Below are 20,857 nucleotides of genomic sequence, written 5' to 3' on the forward strand. Positions count from 1 at the left end.
GCGATGTTCGGTCGGGGGAGGAGGCTCCTCCCTCGGCCGCCTACATCCCGGGTTACCCCCAGGCGCGTTCCCGGAACCACTGGGTGACGACGTACTTGCGGCCCTGTCGCACTTTCATTGCGTGGTGCAGGGTGGCCGGATTGAGGCTGCCGTCCGGGCGGCGGTTGTTCCAGGCGACAAGCTTGCCGCGTTCGGGCTGGATCAGCTTGTTGATCACCTTGAAGCGCGTGGCGCCTCCGGCGTCCACGTCGTTCAGGTAGATCATGAAGGTCCAGGTGCGCTGGCCGGAAACGCTGCAGTACTTTTCGAAATCGCTGTTGTTGGGCTCGAAGTAGTCGGTGTGCGCCTTGAATTCCTGTCCGACCTCGTAGCGTTGGCCCTGTAGCGGTTCGGCATGGGCCGGGTCGATGCCCGAGATGTCGCAGAGCTTTTGCGCGAGGGCGGCAACGGCGGGAACTTCGGGTGCGAGGTCGCAGGTGGAACTGGTACGGAACACGTCGTCGCCGTTGTAATTGGCAACGGTTGAGGGCCTGTGCTCTGCCTCGATCAGTGCGATCAGGGATTGGCACTGCGCGTCGCTGAGGAAATCGCGCTTCACGAAGAGTTCGAGCCGCGAGGATGGGAAGCGCTGCATGCCCGAACGTAGGAGGGCAGCACCGGATGATTCGCCTGGAGCCGTCATGGGGCGGACACTAGCGACACGATTGTCGTGGGAAAATTGCAGGAGTCTTGCATCGATCCGAATTTTTGCTTTGCAAGATCGCTCTCCTTGTGCAAAGGCGCGCTCCCGCACTGATCGCTGGTTGCAGCGTTCCGGGCGGCTTTCCGGAGACAGGCAGCATTGTCCTTGTCCCGGTGTGGCGATCGTAGCTCAGTTGGTTAGAGCGCCGGTTTGTGGTACCGGAGGTCGTGGGTTCGAACCCCATCGATCGCCCCATTTTCTTCCATTTCCTGAGCGATTTGGCACTATGCGGGTGAAAATCTGCAGTGTGGACCGTAAGTCCACTTGCCCCGCGCGCGTCTGGCGATAGAACGCGCCTGTCATGCACGGCTTTGCCAATCCCGCCCGTTTCCTGCGCATCGCCCGTTGGCTGATGCCGCTATGCATGGGCATCGGCGTCGTCGCCGCAACGCTCGCGCTTTACTGGGGGCTGTTCCGCGCCCCGCCCGAGCGTCTGCAGGGCGAGACTGTGCGCATTGTCTTCCTTCACGTTCCCGCCGCCTGGCTTGGCATGGCCGGTTGGATGGGCATTGCCGCGGCCAGCTTTACCGAACTGGTCTGGCGCCACCCGCTCGCCGGGATCGCCGCGCGCGGCTGCGCCGTGCCCGGTGCGGTCTTCACCGCGGTCTGCCTGATTACCGGATCGCTCTGGGGGCGTCCGGCCTGGGGAACCTGGTGGGTCTGGGACGGCAGGTTGACCAGCATGCTCGTGCTCCTGTTCCTCTACTTCGGCTGGATGGCGCTGTCGCAGGCAAGCGAGGCGAGCGCCGGCGGCCATACCCGGGCACCGGCGATATTCGGACTGGTGGGCGCCGTGAACATCCCGATCATTCACTATTCGGTGATCTGGTGGAACAGCCAGCATCAGCCGCCGAGCATCACCATGGGCAAGTCGGCGATGGACGGGGCCTTCCTGTGGCCGCTTCTGGCCGCTACCCTTGGCTTCACACTGATTTTCGCCGGCGTCGTGCTGGCCCGGATGCGGGCCATACTCGCCGACCAGCAGGCAGAGGCCCGCTTGCGCCGTAAGGCGATGAGCGAAGCGGCATTCTGATAAAGACAAACGGCATTTACGGGATGAGCGAGGCAATTATCTGATGCGCGAGGCTATGGATGCCTGGACTTTCGTGATCGCGTCCTACGCCATCGGCGTTGGGGCGACGCTTGCGATGATTGCGTGGTCGCTGATCTCGATGAAGCGGGCCGAGGCACGCCGTGACAAGGCGCGGGGGCAACGCTGATGGCCGTTAAGGCAAAGCACCAGAGACTGGTTCTGCTCCTCGTCGCGCTGGTCGTGTTGATCGGCGCCGGACTGCTTGCGGCCTGGGCCCTGCGCAACCAGGCGAGCTATTTCTATGTTCCCAACGAAATCGTCGCCGATCCGCCAGCGCCTGACCGCGCCGTGCGACTGGGCGGCATGGTCGAGAAGGGTTCTCTCAAGACCGAGGCCGACGGCGTGACCATCGCCTTCATCGTCGAAGATGGAAAGGCGCGTGTGCCGGTGACATTCCAGGGCATCGTGCCCTCGCTTTTCGTCGAAGGGTCGGGCGTCGTCGCCGAAGGCCGGATGGGCAAGGACGGCACATTCGTTGCCGACAACCTGCTTGCCAAGCACGACGAGAACTACGTCCCGCGCGAAATGCAGGAAATGACTGCAGCGCAGGCCGACAGGGTCGTGGCGGAAACGCAATGATCGCGGAATTCGGACTCGCCGCTCTCTGGCTGGCGGCTGCGCTTGCTGCGCTGCAACTCGTCGCAGGCGCGTTTGGACTGACCCGGCGCGGCGCAGCGCTGGGCGGTATCGTGCGACCGGTCGCGGTCGTCCAGGGGCTGCTCGCGCTCGTATCGTTCCTGTGCCTGATCTACGTCTTTGCTGTCACCGACCTGTCGGTGAAGCTGGTGGCGATGAACTCGCACTCGATGAAGCCGCTGGTCTTCAAGATCGCCGGTGCCTGGGGCAACCACGAGGGCTCGATGCTCCTGTGGGTCACGGTCATGGGCATGGCGGGCGGCTTCGTTGCGTTGATCGAACGGCGGCTGCCCGAGCCGACGATGCTGGCAACTCTGGCTGGACAGGCATTCGTCAGCCTGGGCTTCTATGCCTTCCTGCTGATCGCTTCCAATCCGTTCGAGCGTCTTTCTCCGGTTCCGGCGGAGGGCAACGGCCTCAATCCGCTGCTGCAGGACCTCGGCCTCGCGTTCCACCCGCCCACGCTTTACCTTGGCTACGTGGGCCTTTCGGTGGCCTTCAGCTTTGCCATTGGCGCGCTCGTCACGCGTGAGGTCGGGCCAGCTTTCGCCCGCGCCATGCGTCCCTGGGTGATGGGTGCCTGGATCTTCCTGACGGTGGGCATAACCGCGGGTTCCTACTGGGCCTATTACGAGTTGGGCTGGGGCGGCTGGTGGTTCTGGGACCCGGTCGAGAACGCCTCGCTCATGCCCTGGCTGGCCGCAACCGCGCTGCTGCACTCGGCCAGTGTCCTGGCCGCGCGCAATGCGCTGCGCGCCTGGACGATCATGCTGGGCGTCGTGGCTTTTTCGATGTCGATGATCGGCACCTTCCTTGTGCGTTCGGGCATTCTCACCAGCGTCCATGCCTTTGCCGTAGATCCCGAGCGCGGGTCGTTCATCCTTGCGCTTCTGGCAATCAACATCGGCGGGGCCCTGACGCTCTTCGCGCTGCGCGCCGCGACCGTGACCGAGGGCGAACGATTCGCGCTGGTCAGCCGCGAAGGTGCACTGGTGTTCAACAACGTCATGCTCTCGGCGATTCTGGGCATCGTCCTGTTCGGCACGCTCTATCCGCTGGTGGCCGAGGCGATGGGTGCCAAGGTCTCGGTGGGACCGCCTTACTTCAACCCGATGGGCGCCCTGTTTACGGTGCCAATGCTGATCGTCCTGGCTGTCGGGCCGTTGCTGCGCTGGCGCCGCGATGCATTTGGCCGCGTCGGCAAACGTCTGGTGATCCCGGCCATGCTGGGGGCTGCCGGAGTGATCGCGCTGCTGGTCATCGGCGGTGTCGCTTTCCTGCCGTTCATCGGCCTGGTGCTCGCGGTCGGGCTGGCCTGGGCGAGCCTGATGCCGCTGCGCGAACGCAACTTGCGCCGCACGCCGCTGCCCGTCTGGGGCATGGTCATCGCGCATTTCGGCATTGCCGTAGCGCTGTTCGGCATGAGCAGCGAGAGCGCATTCTCGGTCGAGAAGCTGGTCGCAGTCCGGCCCGGCGAGACGACGCAGGTCGGTCCCTGGCTGGTTCGCCTCGAAAAGGTCGAACCGGTGGCCGGACCCAACTGGACTGCGCTCGAGGCAGAACTGAAGGTGCGTTACAAGGGTTCGGATCCGGTCACCACCCGGCCGCAGTCCCGCAGCTTCTGGGCGCCCCCGCAGCAGACCAGCGAATCCTCGCTGCTGACGCGCTGGAACGGACAGCTGTATTCGGTACTCGGCGGCGAGGCAGAGGACGGCCGCTGGCAGCTTCGCCTGTGGTGGAAGCCTTTCGTGACCCTGATCTGGCTGGGCGGCCTGCTGATCGCGCTGGGCGGGGTTCTGGCGCTGATCGGCCGGGTGAAGAGCGACCTGCGTCGGCATATCGCACGTGACAAGATCGCCGACAGGCGCGAGAGTCAGGGCCGATGAGCGAGCAGACGCCTCCCAAGGCCCCCAGGTGGGCGATCTGGCTGCCCCTGGCGCTGTTCGTGGCCTTCGTCGCGCTCGTCATGATCGGGCTCTACCGCCCGGCAGACCGTAATGTGGCCAGCACGCTGGTCGGCAAGCCCATGCCCGAGTTCCAGCTGCCACCGGCACTGCCCGGTCGGCCCGGGCTCGACAGCCGGCAATTTGCCAATGGCTCGCCCCATCTCGTGAACATCTTCGCCAGCTGGTGCCTGCCGTGCCGTGTCGAAGCACCGCAACTCGCGGCACTGGCCAAGGCCGGCGTTCCGATCGAAGGCATCTCCGTGCGCGACACGACCGAGGCGCTCCAGGGCTTTCTCGCCGAACATGGCGATCCGTTCCAGCGAATCGGTGCCGACGACGACGGCAAGGTCCAGCTCGCGCTCGGTTCATCCGGCGTGCCGGAGACTTACGTGATCGATGGCAAGGGTGTGATTCGCTACCAGCACATCGGTGAGATCCGCCCCGAACATATTCCCATGATTCTCGACAAGCTGAAGGAGGCCGCGCAGTGAGCAGCCTGCCTGTCAGCCGCCTGCCTGTCAGCCGCCTGATTGTCGTGATCGTGGCCGCTCTTGGCCTGCTGTCCGTCGTTCCTGCCATGGCGCAGGAAGAGCAGTCCACCGCGCCCTACGCCTATCGCCAGCTGGAAGACCCGGCCAAGGAGGAGAAGGCGCAGTCGCTGATGGAAACGCTGCGCTGCCTGCAGTGCCAGGGACAGTCGATTGCCGATTCGGATGCACCGATTGCCGGTTCGATGCGCTCGCTCGTGCGGGAGCGGATTGCTGCAGGCGAAGATCCCGAGGCGATTCGCAGCTGGCTGATCGAACGCTATGGCGATTACGTCAGCTATGCCCCGCAACTGACCAGCCTCACCTGGCCGCTTTTCGCCGTGCCCGCCTTTCTCATCCTGCTGGCCGTGCTGTTGCTGCGCCGGCGCTTTCGCAGGGGAGGGGAACAGTGACCTGGGTCCTCGTCGTCGTTCTGGCGCTGGTCGCCTTCATCGCCACCGCCTTCGTGCTCAAGGCGCCGCGTGGCGGCTGGGAAGCCATCGCTGCCGCTCTCGTGCTGGGCATCGCCGGCTATGCCTCGCAGGCAAGTCCGGGCTTGCCCGCAGCGCCCAAGGCGCCTTCAGAGCAGGTCTCCAATAATGCTGCGGCCATGGTCGATGCGCGGGGAAAGGTTAGCGACAGCAACCTGCCGCCGAGCGACCGCTGGGTGGTGATTGCCGACGGACTGGCGCGAAACGGCCGTTATGGCGATGCTGCTGAGGTCCTGCGCGGCGCGGTCGACGCCGATCCCAAGAACACCGAGGCATGGCTGGCGATGGGCAACGCACTCGTCTCGCATGCTGACGGTCTTCTCACGCCGGCTGCGCTCTATGCCTTCCGCAAGGCGGCCCTGTCGGACCCGGACGCACCGGGCCCGCCGTTCTTCCTGGGCCTCGCATTCGCCCAGTCGGGTCGTTACGCCGAGGCCCGCCAGCTCTGGTCCGACCTGCTCGAACGTGCGCCCGAAGATGCGCCCTGGCGCGCACCGCTGGCCGATCAGTTGACCAAGTTGGATGCATTCCTTGCCGGTCAATCGGGTGGACAGGGTCCCAGTTCGGATCAGTCAATCCGCTGAGGCTGATTTAAGTATCGTTGCTTGGGTCTCTGCATGCTGCTAACGGCCACCCCTTGCCGCAGCTGCGAGATGGCTTGTCCAGTCCATGACGGGGCGCAGGAATGAGTGATGAACAATCGGGTCGTGGTGCTGAAGCCCCGTCGGTAACTAATCCGGCGATGCCTTCGGCGTCTCCAGTCCCCGGGGGCCACGGTCATGGTTCCAACAGCATCGCCAAGCTCGCCTTCGGGGCGATAGGCGTCGTTTTTGGAGACATCGGTACCAGCCCGATCTACGCCTTTCGTGAAACTTTCGTCGGTCCGCACCCGCTGGCCATCGACGAGTTGCACATTCTGGGTGTCGTAAGCCTTATCTTCTGGTCGATGACGCTGGTCGTCTCGATCCAGTACGTGGGCATCCTGATGCGAGCGGACAACAAGGGGCAGGGCGGCAGCCTTGCCCTCGTCGCGCTGATCTCGGGTCACATCAAGAAATCGCGGTACGGTGGCCTCGTCGTGTTGCTGGGCGTCTTTGCGACCGCTCTGTTCTACGGCGACTCGATGATCACCCCGGCAGTTTCGGTGCTGTCGGCGGTCGAAGGTCTGACAGTCGTCGAATCGCGCCTGGCACCGCTGGTTCTGCCGATTGCGCTGGTCCTGCTGATCGGCCTGTTCGTGCTGCAGAAAAGCGGGACTGCCAAGGTCGGTGCGCTCTTCGCGCCGGTCATGGTGATCTATTTCTCGGTACTCGCGATCCTGGGCATCTATCACCTCGTGCAGATGCCCGGCGTGCTTGTCGCGCTGAACCCGTGGTACGCGATCCAGTTCTTCCTGACCGACAAGATGCTCGGCTTCCTCGCGCTGGGTTCGGTCGTGCTGGCCGTGACCGGCGCGGAAGCGCTCTATTCGGACATGGGCCACTTCGGCCGCGGCCCGATGCGCATGTCGTGGTTCGGCTTCGTCATGCCCTGCCTGCTGATCAACTACTTCGGCCAGGCGGCGATGATTCTCGGGCTGGACGATGCGTCGGCGGCAGAGGCGATGGAGAACCCGTTCTTCAACCTCGCGCCGGAATACCTGCGCCTGCCGCTCGTGATCCTGGCGACTTGCGCGACCTTCATCGCCAGCCAGGCGGTGATCTCGGGTGCGTTCTCGATCACGCACCAGGCCATGCAGCTGGGCTTCATCCCGCGCCTCTCGACCCGCCACACCAGCGAGCACGAGGTCGGGCAGATCTACATTCCCTTCGTGAACTGGGCGCTGATGACCGGCGTGATCGTGCTGGTCCTCGTGTTCCAGAACTCGTCGAACCTCGCTTCGGCCTACGGTATCGCGGTTACCGGTGCGATGCTGATCGACACCTGCTTGATGACTGTGCTGCTGATCGTCCTGTGGCGCTGGAAGCTGTGGCTGGCGATTCCGGTCATCGTTACCTTCTTCATTGTCGACGGCGCCTACTTCGCCGCGAACGCGACCAAGATCGCGGACGGCGGCTGGTTCCCGCTGCTGATCGGCGGCATTGCCTTCACGTTGCTGACGACGTGGAACAAGGGCCGCCGCCTCATGCGCCTGCGCATGACCGAGGCCGCGCTGCCGCTCAACGTCTTCGCCAAGAGCGCCCACGGCAGTGCCGCGCGCGTTCCGGGCACGGCGATCTTCATGGCGTCGAGCAATGTCGGCGTGCCTTCGGCACTGCTGCACAACATCAAGCACAACAAGGTGCTGCATGAGCGTGTCGTGGTCCTCACCGTCGAAGTGGCCGAAGTGCCCTATGTCGAGGCGAGCGAGCGCTACGAGGTCTCTGACCTCGGGCAGGGCTTCTATCGCCTGACGCTGCGCTACGGCTTCATGGAAGAGACGGACATCCCCGCAGCGCTCGCCAATACGCAGATCTGCGGCGCGCCGTTCGAGATGATGAAGACCAGCTTCTTCCTTTCGCGCCAGACGCTGCTGCCGGCGGCCAAGCCGGGCATGGCCATCTGGCGCGAAAAGCTTTTCGCCTGGATGATGCGCAATGCGGCGAGTGCCATGGAATTCTTCCGGCTGCCGACCAACCGCGTCGTCGAACTGGGCAGCCAGCTCGAGATCTGATCGCGAAGCTCGTCCTCGTCCAAAAGGACAGCAAAAAGGGCGGACCTGCAGTTACGGCAGGTCCGCCCTTTTCGTTTCTGCCAGCCGATCAGCCCAGGTTGGCGCTGACCATGCAGTAGATCATCGGGATCGACAGCAGCGTGTTGAGGCGACTGGCGACTAGGGCGCGCGGCGCTGCGGCAGCCTTCTCTTCGGCGCTGGCCTCGACGATGCCCAGGATCTTCTTCTGGGCAGGCCAGATGATGAACCAGACGTTGAAGGCCATGACGAGGGCCATCCACATGCCCACGCCGATCAGCGCGACGGCTCCAACGCCCGCAAAGCTGAGCGCCTGGACGAGGTAGCCGCTAACCCACGCGACGACGAGGCCGGTGATGACCGTGAACAGTGCCGCGTAGCGGAAGTAGAACAGCACCTTGGGTGCGATGTGCCCGGTGACGGCACCCTTTTGCTCCGCCGGGATCGACGGCATCAATGGCACCTGCACGAAGTTCAGGTAGTAGAGCAGGCCGATCCACAGGATTCCGAAGAAGACATGGAGCCAGCGGAACACCGAATTGAGATTGACCGGTGAATATGGCGCGAAGGCCAGCATGATCAGGACTGCGAGCGCAATGCCCACGCCCAGGACGAGATTCAGGTTTCCGAAAAGTTTCGCCATTGCATCCCCCTTTATGTTCTGTCGTCGGCCCCCCGCTTTTTGGCGCTAACCATTGGCCGACAACGCACTATCGCGTTTCCGGCACGACTTGTCACATGATTTTAAAGGGGGTGGGGGCGCCCGCGCGGTCAGTCGTGCGGGGGGTTCTCGATCAGCTCTTCCTTCGCGTTCTCACCCATGCCGTGCTTGAGCACCATGGGCAGCTGCGAGAAGGTGAAGAGGAAGGAGATCACGGTGAAGCCCCAGAGCTTGGCCTGAAGCCAGGTATCGAAGGTGATGATCCCGATGTGCTTGGCATAGACCAGCGCGGTGTTGAGCACCGCCAGGAACAGGAAGAACCACGCCCAGTTGCGCGAGAGCTTCATCCAGCCCGTTTCGTCCAGGCCCTCGAACGCCGACTGCAGCAGGTACTTCAGCATCGGCTTGCCGCGCCACAGTCCGAAGAACAGGACGCCGGAGAACATCAGGTACACTGCCGTCGGCTTGATCATGATCCACAAGGGATCGTGGAAGAACACGGTCAGCGCGCCGAAACCGATGATCAGCACGGTCGTCAGCCAGAGCATGGGCGAGATATGGCCCAGCCGCCACTTGGAGACGACGAGGGCGACTACGGTCGCCGCCATGAAGGCCAGCGTGCCCTTGATGACGGCCGCCACCGTGGCGATGCTGTCCTCGCTGTCGGCAGGCGAATAGTGCCGGTAGGCGAGGAAGAAGATCAGCAGCGGGCCATAGTCCACCACGAGGTTCAGCCAGGAATTGCGCGGCTTTTCCTCGGCCTTGGCGGGGGATGCTTGGGTCATCAGGCGATTCCGGCAATAACGCGGGCCACGAGGTCCGGGTTGAAGGGGCGCAGGTCGTCGATCTTTTCACCGACGCCGATGGCATGGATGGGAAGGCCGTATTGCTCTGCCGCCGCGACGAGGACGCCGCCTCGCGCGGTGCCGTCCAGCTTGGTCATGATCAGCCCGGAGACACCGGCGACTTCCTTGAAGATCTCGATCTGCGACAGCGCGTTCTGGCCGTTGGTGGCATCGAGCACAAGGACCACGTCGTGCGGCGCTTCGGGATTGAGGCGGCCGAGCACGCGACGGATCTTGGCCAGCTCGTCCATCAGCTCGCGCTTGTTCTGCAGGCGTCCGGCGGTGTCGACGATCAGCGCGTCGATGCCCTGGTCGGTCGCGGCCTTGACCGCGTCGAACACCACGGAAGCGGGATCGCCGCCCTCGGGGCCCTTGACGATGGGAACGCCCAGCCGGTCGGCCCAGACGCCGAGCTGGCCGATAGCCGCAGCACGGAAGGTGTCGCCCGCTGCCAGCATGACCGAATAGTCCTGTTCCTGGAACAGGTGCGCCAGCTTGGCGATCGTCGTCGTCTTGCCCGATCCGTTGACGCCGATCACGAGGATTACCTGCGGGCGCGGGAAGGCGACGACATCGAGCGGCTTGGCAACTGGGCGCAGGATATCCGCGATCTCGCGCGCGACGACTTCCATGATCGCGCCTTCGTCGGCATCGCGCTCGAAGCGTTCCTGGGCCAGTCGCTCGCGAATGCGGGCCGCGGCGCGGGGGCCGAGGTCCGACATGATCAGGGCGTCCTCGATATCGTCGAGCTGTCCATCGTCGAGGCGGGTCTTGCCGACGATACCGGCGAGGTTGCCGGTCAGCCGTTCGGAGGTCTTGCGAAAACCTCCGAAGAGGCGTTCGGACCAGGCGTCGTTGGGCGCGCCTTCGTCACTCATACTTCCAGTATTCCTTCGACTGCCATTCGAGGCTTGATGCGTAGCAGTGCGCCGGGCTGCGTGCCCTCGGGCAGGCGCACGGTCGCGAAGTTTTCGGCATGGCCGGTCCCGCCTTTCTCGGCAAGCACCCATAGTGCCTTGCCGACAAGGCCTCTCAGCCATGCGTCGCGCTGGCGGGCGATGCCGTCGCGCAGTTCGGCGGCGCGGGCCTTGATCAGCGGCGGGCTGACTTGCGGCATGCGTGCGGCCGGGGTGTCCGGTCGCTGCGAGTAGGGGAAGACGTGCCCGTGCACGATCTGCAGGCTTTCGACGATAGAAAGGCTGTTGGCGTGCGCGGCTTCGTCCTCGGTGGGAAATCCGGCGATGATGTCCGCGCCCACGGCCAGATCGCTGCGATGCGCCCGCAGCCCCTCGACAAGCGCGATGGCATCGGCGCGGCTGTGGCGGCGCTTCATCCGCTTGAGGATCAGGTCGTCGCCATGCTGCAGCGATAGATGCACATGCGGCATCATGCGCGGATCGTGCGCGAGCAGTTCGAACAGCGCGGGGTCCACTTCTGCCCCGTCGATCGAGGACAGACGCAGGCGGGGCAGGGTGGTGAAGCGGGCGAGGATCGCCTCGCACAGCGCGCCCAGCCGCGGAACGTCCGGCAGGTCGCTGCCCCATGAGGTGAGGTCGACGCCGGTAAGGACGATCTCGCCGACTCCGGCATCGACATGCACGGAAATGTCTTCGAGCACTTCGGCCACGCTGCGCGAACGGCTCGGGCCGCGCCCCTGCGGGATCACGCAGAAGGTGCAGGAATGATCGCAGCCGTTCTGTACCTGCACGAAGCCGCGCGTGTAGCCGCGCTTTGCGCGAAGCGGCGGTGCGGCAGGCACGTTCCAGGCGCGCGGATCGAGTTTGGCGGTATTGGCGACGAGGCCGTCCACCTCGGGCATCTGCCCCAGCATCTCGCGCTCGACTTCGGCAGCGCAGCCGGTGACGATCAGGCGCGCGTCAGGCCGGGCGCGGCGGGCACGGCGGATCGCCTGGCGGGTCTGGCGCACGGCTTCGGCCGTCACGGCGCAGGAATTGATCACGACAAGGTCGTCCGCCTTGCCGAGCAGGCCGCGCAGGGATTCGCTTTCCGCGATGTTCAGGCGGCAGCCGAGTGAATGGACTTCGACCGTCAAGCCCCGGTCCCGCCCGCAGGCATCCCGTAATCGGCCGGATCGAACGAGCCGCGGAAGCTCTCCGTCGCTGGACCGGTCATGACGATCTCGCTGTCCTCGCGCCATTCGATGACGAGTGGGCCGCCGGGAAGGGTCACGGTCACGCGGCGGTCGACGAGGCCGCGCTTCATCGCCCCGATAGCCGTCGCGCAGGCGCCGGTGCCGCAGGCGCGGGTAAGACCGGCGCCGCGTTCCCAGACGCGCAAGGTCATCGCGTCGCGCGCGGTCACCGCGGCGACATTGACGTTGATCCTTTCGGGGAACAGCGGGTCGGTCTCGATCAGCGGGCCGAGCCGGTCCATGTCGACCGCATAGGGATCGGCGACGAAGAAGATCACGTGCGGATTGCCGACGTTGACGGCGATGGGATCGGTCAGTTCGTCCCAGCCGACCGGCATGGAATGGGTGTCCATCGCATAGGCGAGCGGGATGCGGTCCCAGTCGAAGCGGGGCTTGCCCATTTCGACGGAGATACCGTTATCGCTCGGCGAGGCGTGGAGCAGGCCGCCCAGCGTCTCGATCCGGGCCGGCCGGCCGTGGAGCAGGCCGACCGCGCGGGTGGCATTGCCGCAGGCTTCCACCTCGCTGCCGTCGGCATTGAAGATGCGCATGCGGAAATCGCCCTCGGTAGAGGGTTCGAGCAGGATCAGCTGGTCGCAGCCGATGCCGGTATGGCGGTCGGCAAGTGCAGTTGCGGCGGCCGAGTCGATCGGCGGCAGGGCGCGTTCGCGCGCGTCCAGCACGATGAAGTCGTTGCCCAGCCCATGCATCTTGGTGAATTCGATCCGCATGGCGCGCGATCTATGCGTTGGCGGGCTTCAGGTCCAGTGGTGATGCGTCGGAAAAGCGCTGGTCAGGCGCGCTTTGCCGGCTTGATTGCGGGATCGGCAGGCGTGTCCTGCGTGTCCGCCTGCGCGGTGGGCAGATCCGGCGCAGCGCTGCGGCGTAGCTGCGGCAGTTCGCTTTCGAGGAACTGGCGGTTGGCGATCAGTTCGATGCCGCCCAGCCATTCGCTGACTTCGCGGGCCGGTTGCGGCCTGCCGTAGTAGTAGCCCTGGCCGGTAATGCTGCCGAATTCCATCAGCCGTTCAAGCACCGCGCCGTTCTCGATGCCTTCGGCAGTGATCGGCATGTCCAGACCCTTGCCGAGCTGGGCGATGGCATTGACGATTGCGGCGCTGTCCTTGTTGTCGACAAGGCTGGAGACGAAGCTGCGGTCGATCTTGATGCGGTCGAACGGCAGGCTGCGAAGCTGCGCGAGCGAGCTGTAGCCGGTGCCGAAATCGTCGAGGCTGACCTTGATGCCCTGATTTTTGAGGCTGGTGATCAGCGAGCGGACCTGGGCGATGTTCTGGTGCAGGCACGATTCGGTAATCTCGATTTCCAGCCGGTGCGGCGGGAATTTCGCCTCGATCAGCAGCTTGATCAGCTTCTGGGCGAACCAGGGATCGCGCAGTTGCAAGGGCGAGATGTTGACCGAGAGGGTGAGATGATCGTCCCAGGTCTTGGCGTCCTCGAGCGCCTGCGAGATCACGCTTTCCGACAGGTCGGCAATGGCACCGATCTCTTCGGCGATGGGAATGAACAGGTCCGGCGCGACGATGCCGAACTTGGGCGAATCCCACCGTGCGAGCATCTCGAAGCCGATCAGCTTGCCGGTCTGCAGGTCGATCTGCTGTTCGTAGAAGGGCACGAATTCCTGGCGCGGGATGCCCTGCCGGATGCCGTGCTCGATCTCGCTGCGAAAGCGCATCTCGTCCGCCATCTGCGCTTCGAACCAGTAGTAGCTGTTCCGGCCGCGGCGCTTGGCGTGGTACATCGCGATGTCGGCGCGCTCGAGCAGCGTGCGTGCATCGGGCAACTGGTCGTCGATGCCCAGCAGGTCGGATCGGGCGAGGCCGACCGAGGCGGTCACTTCGAGCCGCAGGGCCTCGATGGCGATCGGGCGGCTCATCCGGTCGACAAGGGATTCCGCGGTCTGGTCGAGGAACTCGTCGCGACCCGTGTCGAAAGCGAGGGCGACGGCGAATTCGTCGCCGCCGATTCGGCCGATGATCGCCTGCTGGGGCAGGCTCGCCGAAATCCGGCGCGCGCATTCCTGCAGCAGGAGGTCGCCGGTCTTGTGGCCATTGTAGTCGTTGATCTGCTTGAAGTTGTCGAGGTCGATCATCATCAGAACGACCGCGCGATCGTCGACCTGGTTGTCCGCCAGCAGCTTGGCGACGCCGGTGTTGAAACTGCGGCGGTTGAGGTAGCCGGTCAGCGGATCGGTCTCGGCCAGCAGGCGGGCCTGCCGCTCGGCGCGCTTGCGCAGCTTGATCTCGTCGCAGAGCTGGCGATAGCGGCTCCAGCCGAAGATGATGATGGCGATGTTGAGCAGGAAGGCGTTGAGGATGAAGTTGTCCGGCCCGGGGCCGCGCTCGAGGATCGAGCGCACGACGGCGGGACCGACTTCGCTGCCGGTCGCGACGAACAGCAGGATCGCGGCGGTGACAATGCCGAGTGCGACGACGTCGATCTGACGGTCCTCTGCGTGATCGGCGCAGACGTCCTGAATGTCTGCCACCTTGGTTGCTGTCACCGAAAATCCCCCCGGAACTGGAATGTGCTGGGGTATTTACCGGGTTAAGCTGAAATTTCCGTAAAGCCTGCCGTTATTGTCGTGGAGGGGCCTTGTCACCGTACCCGATCAAGGCCTCTCAACCGCCTGTTATCATGCGATAAGTCCGATTTCGCGCAGACGCTCCTGCAGATAGTCGTCAGCGGTGATCGCTTGCGGATAGCGATCCAGGTTCTCCGCGTTGATGCACTGGGGAAGGGTAACGAAGCGGAAATCGCTGCGCAGGTGCAGGAAGAACGGCATCGAGAAGCGGCTGTGCGTGCTGCGATCTCCGGCAGGATTGCGGACGCGGTGCGTGGTCGAAGGCAGGACATGGTTCGTCAGCCGTTGCAGCATGTCGCCGATATTGACGACCATCGCCCCTTCGGGCGGCGCCACCGAGAGCCACTGGCCGTTCTTTCCAAGCAGTTCGAGACCGGCCTCCTGCGCTCCCAGCAACAGGGTGATGAGGTTGATGTCCTCGTGCGCCCCGGCCCGGATTGCGCCGCCGGCATCGCCGCCGACCGGGGGGTAGTGCAGCAGGCGCAGGACCGAGTTGCCGTCCTCGATGGCAGGGTCGAACCAGCGCGCATCGAGACCGAGGTCGATGGCGATCGCCGAGAGCAGATCGGCGCCGACCCTGTCGAAAGCCGCGTAGAGCCGGGTGAAGGTCTTCTGGAAGTCCTCGATTTCTGCGGGCCAGACGTTGGGCGGCATGGTTGCTGCGAGCGGTGAACCGTCAGGCAGGTCGCGCCCGATGTGCCAGAACTCCTTGAGGTCCTTCTCCGTCGCGCCCTTGGCGACTTCGGTACGGAACGGCGTGTAGCCGCGCGCCCCGCCCTGGCCGGCCTTGAAGTAGTGCATCTTGGTTTCGACCGGCAGCGCGAAGAACTCCCGGGTCAGTTCCCAGGCGCGGTCGATCAGGTCCCGGTCGATGCCGTGATCGCGGACCATGGCGAAACCGAAGGTCCGAAAGCTCTCGCCGATGAGCGCGGGCAGGGCCTCGCGGTCGGCGTCGAGGCTGAGGACGGGGATTTCGGCAAGGTCCATGGTGGTGCATTCCGTAGTGAATCGTTATGCGGCCTACCTAATTTGTTTCTGGGCTTTAGTCGAAACGGAAAGGCGAAAGATGGCCAAGCGCTACTGGCTGATGAAGTCAGAACCCGACGCATACAGCTGGGACGACCTCGTCGAAGAGGGCGAAGGCACCTGGGACGGCGTGCGCAACCACCGCGCGGCGAACAACCTGCGCACGATGGAAGTGGGCGACGAGGCTTTCTTCTACCATTCGAACATCGGCAAGGAGATCGTCGGCATCGTCACGATCAGCAAGGCGGGGATTGCCGATCCCACCGACCCGGAAGGCAAGTGGGCGGCCGTGAAGGTCAAGCCGGTGCGCAAGCTGAAGAATCCTGTCACGCTCAAGGAGATCAAGGCCGATCCCGAACTGGCCGAGATCGAACTGGTCAAGCTTTCGCGGCTTTCGGTTGCGGTCATCACGCCTGAGGAATGGGATTACCTCATCGCCAAGTCCGGTGGGTGAGCTTGCGGTGAATTGATTGGTCGCGCCTGCAGAACGGCCGGGCGCGACCACGGCAACCGGATCGCCATTCAGCCCGTTTCATCCGTGTCTCGGAAGGAAATTTATTACTCTGAAACAAGGAGATAATGAAATGGGTGAACTGAAGGACAAGGCCAAGGGCCTTGGCAACGAAATCGCCGGAAACGCCAAGCAGGCTGCAGGCGACGCGACTGACAATCCCTCCCTCGAAGCGGAAGGCAGGGCCCAGGAGAAAAAGGGCGAACTGCAGAACCTCAAGGGGAAGGTGAAGGGCGCGCTGGGCGACAAGGTCTAGGCCGCATGCAGGTTCCGCAAGGAAACCGGTTGAAGGGCTGCCGCAAGGCGGCCCTTTTGCGTTCCCGGGTCATGGGTTGCAGCGCCGTTATACCTCCCCGCGCGAGCCGTCCCGTTTTGGGAGGGGTGCGACAAGCGGCTTGCGGCAAAAGTAAACAAAGTCTTAATTTCCGCCTCATGAAAGCCATGAAGCGACGCGCCCTTGTCCTGTCCGATGAAGCCGCCCGGCATCCCTTCCGGCGTTCGCTTCCGGCCCACGTGCGGCTGGCGCCGCTGGGTCAGGAGGTGCAGCAGGACAACGCCTTGGCCAAGTTGCGCTGGAAAATGACAGGCGGGGACTGGCAGAGTTTCCTGCAGGCCTATTGCGCATCGCTGGTCGCAATGCTCGTCTTCATCGCCTGACGGGGCGGTTCCACCGGGGGTGAATGTCAGGCCGCTTCTGCGGCCTTTTCTGCGCGAAACAGCAGGTAGCCGAGCCAGGCGGAAGCGACGCAGCAGGCCGCCACGACAAGCAATTGCTGGACGATCGCAAGCCCGAGCAGGGTCAGCAGGCCGGTCAGCAAAGAGCCCATCACCATCGCGCCGGAATTGACGATATTGTTGGCGGCGACCGTGCGCGCGGTCTGCGACTTGTCCACGAAAGTGGTCAGGAAGGCATAGAGCGGCACCACGAACATGCCGCCGCATACGGCAATGCCCAGAAGCGTCAGCAACAGCGGCACCGCCAGCGGTTGCGAGAGGAAGGTGGCCACGTTCATCAGTTCGCCCGGCGCACCGTGGGGGGGCCAGGCGCTGCAGACGGTTTCGAACGCGAAGAGGAACAGGCCCATGCCGATCACCGAGAGCGGAGAGAAGCGGGCCGAGACGGTGCCCTTGAGCAGGGCGTTGATCGCAATCGAGCCGATGGCAACGCCGACCGAGAACATCACCAGGAACAGGCTGGCGACTTCCTTGCTGGCGGCCAGAATGTTCTTGGCGAGCGGCGGGAACTGGATGAACAGGACCGTGCCGATCGCCCAGAAGAAGCTGATGGCGCAGATGGCCAGGAACACCCGCTTGTCCTGCATCGTCGTGCGCACAAGCTGGATCGAGGAACGCCAGATATGGAAGTCGAGCGGTTCGGGCTTGCACATCGGCGGTGCGGGCGGGACCTGCCGTCCGGCGACATAGCCGATGCAGGCGACGACGAAGACGCTGATCGCCGCGGCATCGACGCTGATCCACCCCGCAACAATGGTACCGGCCAGCACCGCTATATAGGTCCCTGCCTCGACGAGGCCGGTGCCCGCAAGCACCTCGCCATCGCGCAGGTGCTGCGGCAGGATGGCGTACTTGATCGGGCCGAAGAAGGTCGAATGGACGCCCATCGCGAATAGCGCGAGCAGCATCAGCGGGATCGCGATGGTGTGCAGGCCGATGCCCTGCCACGCGAGTGCCAGTCCGGCGCCGCCCACCAGCATGATCACGATTTCGCAGAACTTGATGATGCGGATGATCTTTGCCTTGTCGCGCATGTCGGCCAATTGGCCGGACAGTGCCGAGAGCGCGAAGAAGGGAATGATGAAGATCGCCGATGCCAGCGCGCTGAACCGGGCTTCATCGGCCTCGGAGTTGTAGACGCTGTAGACGACGTAGAGGACCATCGCGTTCTTGAACAGGTTGTCGTTGAACGCGCCGAGAAGCTGTGTGACGAACAGCGGCAGGAAACGTCGGGCCCGAATGAGTTTTGACGTCGTTGTCATCTGTTAATCTGCAACCGGCCTCTAATTCTGGTGCGCGGACACTTAAAGCGGTGGGCGAGGGGCACAACCCCTGATCGGCACTTTATTCCTCCCTGCGTTACCGGCTATGGGCATTGCCTGAATGCTCACATTGCCGAATCTCCTCACGCTGTCACGCATCCTGACCGTGCCGCTTCTGGCATTTCTCTTGTGGTGGCCGAATTGGGAGTTCGGATACGGCCTGGCCTTCGGGCTCTACTGCCTCATGGGCATAACCGATTATTTCGACGGCTATCTCGCCCGGTCGAGCGGGACGGTCTCGAAGCTGGGCATCTTCCTCGACCCGATCGCCGACAAGATCATGGTGGCTGCGGTCATCCTCGTGCTGACGGCGCAGGGCATCCTGCGCGGCCCCTATGTGGGCGACATGCACGTCATCGCAGGCCTGATCATTCTCGTGCGCGAGATCGCCGTTTCGGGCCTGCGCGAATTTCTCGGGCCGCTGCAGGTCTCGGTTCCGGTCAGCAAGCTTGCCAAGTGGAAAACGGCTTTCCAGATGATCTCGCTGGGCGCGCTGATCCTCGGCGGGGCAATGCCCTGGTGGAACGTGCCCTTCGCGGGAATCGAGATCAACCTGCCGCATACCGTCGGCCTGACGACGCTCTGGGCGGCGGCGGCGCTGACGATCATCACTGGCTGGGACTACATGCGCGTGGGCCTCAAGCACATGGACTGACGCGGTGGCCCGGTCGGGCCATCGTCGCGATACCGGCATTCCCAGAGGATCGCCTCGGGATTATCCCGCCCGCAATTCGTCCGCCAGCATCCGGAATTCGTCCGAACGCGGGGAGTTCTTGCGCCACACCAGCGCGATCTCGCGGTTGGCGTTGGGCGAGACGAGGGGGCGTGCAACGACGTTTGTGCCGTTGAGGATGCCGGCGTCGAGCGCCATTTCGGGCAGCATCGTCAGCCCGAGGCCATTGTCGACCATCTGGACGAGCGTGTGCAGGCTGGTGCCGATCATCGTCGCGCTGGCGCGCAGCTCCGGGCGGTTGCAGGCAGCCAGCGCATGGTCCTTGAGACAATGCCCGTCCTCAAGCAACAGCAAGCGGTTCTCGTCGATGACGTCGGGCGCGACTTCCTCGGGCGGATTGCGCGGGTCATCGTGCGGGAAGGCGACGTAGAAAGCGTCGAGCTCGATCGTCTCCTTCTCCACTTCCCCGGTCGTGTAGGGGAGGGCGAGCAGGACGCAGTCGGCCCGGCCGTGATGCAGCGATTCGATCGCCGCGGCGCTGGGCTCCTCGCGCAGGAACAGCTTGAGGTTGGGCCTTTCGCGGCGCAGGCGCGGCAGCATCCGGGGAAGCAGGAACGGTGCGATGGTCGGGATCACGCTCATGCGGACTTCGCCCGAGAGCGGCTTGCCGCTCGACTGGACCAGTTCGGAAAGTTCCTCGGTCTCGCGCAGGATGCGGTGCGCCTTGGCGACGACGGCATTGCCAAGCGGGGTGAAGCGTACCGCGCGCTTGGTGCGCTCGACCAGCGTCACGTCCAGCAGCGCCTCGAGATCGCGCAGACCCGCCGAAAGCGTCGACTGCGAGACGAAGCAGGCTTCTGCGGCGCGTCCGAAATGCCCGTGCTCGTGCAGGGCCACGAGGTACTGCAGCTGCTTGAGCGTGGGCTGGTAGACGGTCATCCGGTGGCCTGGCCGCCTTCTTCCTCTGCCGTAGCCATCTCGCCGGTTTCCTCGGCCGCTTCCTGCGGCCTTTCGTCATCGACGTGGGTCATCTTGAGGCGGCCGTTCTCCACCGCGAAGGCCAGCTTGCCTTCGACCAGGTCGAGAGCGTCCTTGCCGAAGACCTCGTAGCGCCAGCCCTGCAGGATCGGCAGGTTCTTGCGCACGCCGGCTGCGAGCAGTTCCAGCTCGTCGCTGCGGGTGAGCAGGCGGGCGGCAACGTCGATCTCGCGCGCGCGGATCTTCACCAGCAGCTTGAGCAGGTCGGCAACGAGCGCGCCTTCCTTGCCGAGCGGGGCACCGCGCGGTGCGCGCGGCGGCAGCTCGTCGTCGGGAAGCGGCTGGGCCTTGGCGATCGTCGCCATCAGGCGCTTGCCGATCTCGTTGTCCTTCCAGCCTTGCGACAGGCCGCGCACCTTGGCGAGGTCCGACTGCTGCTTGGGCGGGTGGTTGGCAAGGTCGGCCAGCGTCTCGTCGCGGGCGATGCGACCGCGCGGGATGTTCTTGCCCTGCGCTTCATGTTCGCGCCATTCGGCGATCGCCTTGAGGCGACCGAGCATGGCCGGATTGCGTCCAGACGCCTTGATCCGTTTCCACGCCTGGGTCGGATCGTTGCGGTAGTTCTCCGGATCGGCGAGCTTTTCCATCTCCTGGTTGAGCCAGGACCCGCGCCCGGTCTTGATCAGGCGCTTGAGGATCTTCGGGAAGATCTTGGAAAGATGGGTGACGTCGCCGATGGCATATTCGATCTGCCGCTCGGTGAGCGGACGGCGCGACCAGTCGGTGAAGCGCGCGCCCTTGTCGATCGTCAGGCCGAGCCAGGATTCGACGAGGTTGGAATAGCCGATCTGCTCCGACTGGCTGATCGCCATCATTGCGATTTGCGTGTCGAAGATCGGGTGCGGGGTGCGACCGGTCGCGTTGAAGATGATCTCGACGTCCTGCCCGCCCGCGTGGAAGACTTTCAGGACTTCCTCGTTGTCGGTCAGCAGGTCGAGCAGCGGCGACAGGTCGAGGCCCTCGGCCATCGGGTCTATCGCAGCGGCTTCCTCCGTATTGGCGATCTGCACGAGGCAGAGTTCGGGCCAATAGGTGTTCTCGCGCATGAATTCTGTGTCGACGCTGACGAAATCGGATTTTGCCAGGCGTTCGCACAGGGCTGCGAGATCTTCGGTCTGGGTTATGAGCGGATGAATGATCATTGAACAGCGGCGTTACGCCTAACAGGACGCAGGATCAACGCTCT

Annotated in this window: 23 protein-coding genes and 1 tRNA gene; 13 read left to right on the forward strand and 11 right to left on the reverse strand. The window is 64.3% G+C overall.

What is annotated here, in order from left to right:
- Positions 1-52: 52 nt before the first annotated feature.
- Positions 53-682 carry a prolyl hydroxylase family protein gene (locus tag B5483_RS18855; protein WP_054948523.1) on the reverse strand — a complete coding sequence of 210 codons (630 nt, stop codon included), beginning with the start codon at positions 680-682 and terminating at the stop codon, positions 53-55.
- Positions 683-860: 178 nt separating this feature from the next.
- On the opposite strand from B5483_RS18855, the gene B5483_RS18860 reads away from it, so the two are divergent.
- From B5483_RS18860 to B5483_RS18895, 9 genes are all read left to right on the forward strand, one after another.
- Positions 861-937 (forward strand) — tRNA-His (locus tag B5483_RS18860).
- Between the two features lie 106 nt (positions 938-1,043).
- On the forward strand, positions 1,044-1,775 hold the full coding sequence (gene ccmC / locus B5483_RS18865; RefSeq protein ID WP_054948522.1) for a heme ABC transporter permease CcmC: 732 nt from the start codon (positions 1,044-1,046) through the stop codon (positions 1,773-1,775).
- Between the two features lie 43 nt (positions 1,776-1,818).
- Entirely contained in the window at positions 1,819-1,962 is a 144-nt protein-coding gene (locus tag B5483_RS23260; RefSeq protein WP_176168112.1) for a hypothetical protein, read from the forward strand.
- Complete coding sequence (gene ccmE / locus B5483_RS18870; protein ID WP_054948521.1) at positions 1,962-2,414, forward strand: cytochrome c maturation protein CcmE; 453 nt, start codon at positions 1,962-1,964, stop codon at positions 2,412-2,414. The genes B5483_RS23260 and ccmE overlap by 1 nt, the downstream gene beginning before the upstream one ends.
- Positions 2,411-4,357, forward strand: coding sequence for a heme lyase CcmF/NrfE family subunit (locus tag B5483_RS18875; protein ID WP_079731526.1), 1,947 nt, complete (start codon positions 2,411-2,413; stop codon positions 4,355-4,357). Before ccmE ends, B5483_RS18875 begins: the two co-directional genes overlap by 4 nt.
- Positions 4,354-4,908 carry a DsbE family thiol:disulfide interchange protein gene (locus tag B5483_RS18880; RefSeq protein WP_079731527.1) on the forward strand — a complete coding sequence of 185 codons (555 nt, stop codon included), beginning with the start codon at positions 4,354-4,356 and terminating at the stop codon, positions 4,906-4,908. The genes B5483_RS18875 and B5483_RS18880 overlap by 4 nt, the downstream gene beginning before the upstream one ends.
- Positions 4,905-5,357 (forward strand): cytochrome c-type biogenesis protein, encoded by a 453-nt coding sequence (locus B5483_RS18885; protein WP_079731528.1) that lies wholly within the window; start codon positions 4,905-4,907, stop codon positions 5,355-5,357. Before B5483_RS18880 ends, B5483_RS18885 begins: the two co-directional genes overlap by 4 nt.
- Positions 5,354-6,019, forward strand: coding sequence for a tetratricopeptide repeat protein (locus tag B5483_RS18890; protein WP_054944399.1), 666 nt, complete (start codon positions 5,354-5,356; stop codon positions 6,017-6,019). Before B5483_RS18885 ends, B5483_RS18890 begins: the two co-directional genes overlap by 4 nt.
- Positions 6,020-6,120: 101 nt before the next feature.
- On the forward strand, positions 6,121-8,088 hold the full coding sequence (locus B5483_RS18895; protein ID WP_054944398.1) for a potassium transporter Kup: 1,968 nt from the start codon (positions 6,121-6,123) through the stop codon (positions 8,086-8,088).
- A gap of 88 nt (positions 8,089-8,176) precedes the next feature.
- Here B5483_RS18895 and B5483_RS18900 read toward each other — a convergent pair whose 3' ends face one another.
- From B5483_RS18900 to B5483_RS18930, 7 genes are all read right to left on the reverse strand, one after another.
- Entirely contained in the window at positions 8,177-8,749 is a 573-nt protein-coding gene (locus tag B5483_RS18900) for a urate hydroxylase PuuD (protein ID WP_079731529.1), read from the reverse strand.
- 128 nt (positions 8,750-8,877) lie between these two features.
- A complete protein-coding gene (locus tag B5483_RS18905; RefSeq protein WP_079731530.1) occupies positions 8,878-9,552 on the reverse strand; it encodes an inner membrane-spanning protein YciB in 675 nt (224 codons plus the stop codon).
- Entirely contained in the window at positions 9,552-10,490 is a 939-nt protein-coding gene (gene ftsY / locus B5483_RS18910) for a signal recognition particle-docking protein FtsY (RefSeq protein WP_054946976.1), read from the reverse strand. The genes B5483_RS18905 and ftsY overlap by 1 nt, the downstream gene beginning before the upstream one ends.
- Positions 10,487-11,665, reverse strand: coding sequence for a MiaB/RimO family radical SAM methylthiotransferase (locus tag B5483_RS18915; RefSeq protein ID WP_079731531.1), 1,179 nt, complete (start codon positions 11,663-11,665; stop codon positions 10,487-10,489). The genes ftsY and B5483_RS18915 overlap by 4 nt, the downstream gene beginning before the upstream one ends.
- On the reverse strand, positions 11,662-12,495 hold the full coding sequence (dapF, locus tag B5483_RS18920) for a diaminopimelate epimerase (RefSeq protein WP_079731532.1): 834 nt from the start codon (positions 12,493-12,495) through the stop codon (positions 11,662-11,664). The genes B5483_RS18915 and dapF overlap by 4 nt, the downstream gene beginning before the upstream one ends.
- 62 nt (positions 12,496-12,557) lie before the next feature.
- Positions 12,558-14,270 carry a putative bifunctional diguanylate cyclase/phosphodiesterase gene (locus B5483_RS18925; protein ID WP_079731576.1) on the reverse strand — a complete coding sequence of 571 codons (1,713 nt, stop codon included), beginning with the start codon at positions 14,268-14,270 and terminating at the stop codon, positions 12,558-12,560.
- A gap of 147 nt (positions 14,271-14,417) precedes the next feature.
- Positions 14,418-15,353 (reverse strand): isopenicillin N synthase family dioxygenase, encoded by a 936-nt coding sequence (locus tag B5483_RS18930; RefSeq protein WP_079731533.1) that lies wholly within the window; start codon positions 15,351-15,353, stop codon positions 14,418-14,420.
- Between the two features lie 79 nt (positions 15,354-15,432).
- Here B5483_RS18930 and B5483_RS18935 point away from each other — a divergent pair, with 79 nt between their 5' ends.
- From B5483_RS18935 to B5483_RS18945, 3 genes are all read left to right on the forward strand, one after another.
- Positions 15,433-15,846, forward strand: coding sequence for an EVE domain-containing protein (locus B5483_RS18935; protein WP_079731534.1), 414 nt, complete (start codon positions 15,433-15,435; stop codon positions 15,844-15,846).
- Positions 15,847-15,976: 130 nt separating this feature from the next.
- Complete coding sequence (locus B5483_RS18940) at positions 15,977-16,159, forward strand: CsbD family protein (protein ID WP_054946980.1); 183 nt, start codon at positions 15,977-15,979, stop codon at positions 16,157-16,159.
- A 176-nt stretch (positions 16,160-16,335) separates the two neighbouring features.
- A complete protein-coding gene (locus tag B5483_RS18945) occupies positions 16,336-16,560 on the forward strand; it encodes a hypothetical protein (RefSeq protein ID WP_054946981.1) in 225 nt (74 codons plus the stop codon).
- Positions 16,561-16,586: 26 nt separating this feature from the next.
- Here B5483_RS18945 and B5483_RS18950 read toward each other — a convergent pair whose 3' ends face one another.
- Positions 16,587-17,900 carry an MFS transporter gene (locus B5483_RS18950; RefSeq protein ID WP_079731535.1) on the reverse strand — a complete coding sequence of 438 codons (1,314 nt, stop codon included), beginning with the start codon at positions 17,898-17,900 and terminating at the stop codon, positions 16,587-16,589.
- Positions 17,901-18,021: 121 nt separating this feature from the next.
- Between B5483_RS18950 and pgsA the strand changes: the two genes are divergently transcribed.
- A complete protein-coding gene (gene pgsA / locus B5483_RS18955; RefSeq protein ID WP_054946983.1) occupies positions 18,022-18,615 on the forward strand; it encodes a CDP-diacylglycerol--glycerol-3-phosphate 3-phosphatidyltransferase in 594 nt (197 codons plus the stop codon).
- A gap of 60 nt (positions 18,616-18,675) precedes the next feature.
- Here pgsA and B5483_RS18960 read toward each other — a convergent pair whose 3' ends face one another.
- Complete coding sequence (locus B5483_RS18960) at positions 18,676-19,572, reverse strand: hydrogen peroxide-inducible genes activator (RefSeq protein ID WP_054946984.1); 897 nt, start codon at positions 19,570-19,572, stop codon at positions 18,676-18,678.
- Positions 19,569-20,813, reverse strand: a complete 1,245-nt coding sequence (gene rnd, locus B5483_RS18965; RefSeq protein WP_079731536.1) for a ribonuclease D — start codon at positions 20,811-20,813, stop codon at positions 19,569-19,571. Before rnd ends, B5483_RS18960 begins: the two co-directional genes overlap by 4 nt.
- Positions 20,814-20,857 lie beyond the last annotated feature (44 nt).

This window comes from Novosphingobium mathurense (genome assembly GCF_900168325.1).
GTDB lineage: Bacteria > Pseudomonadota > Alphaproteobacteria > Sphingomonadales > Sphingomonadaceae > Novosphingobium > Novosphingobium mathurense.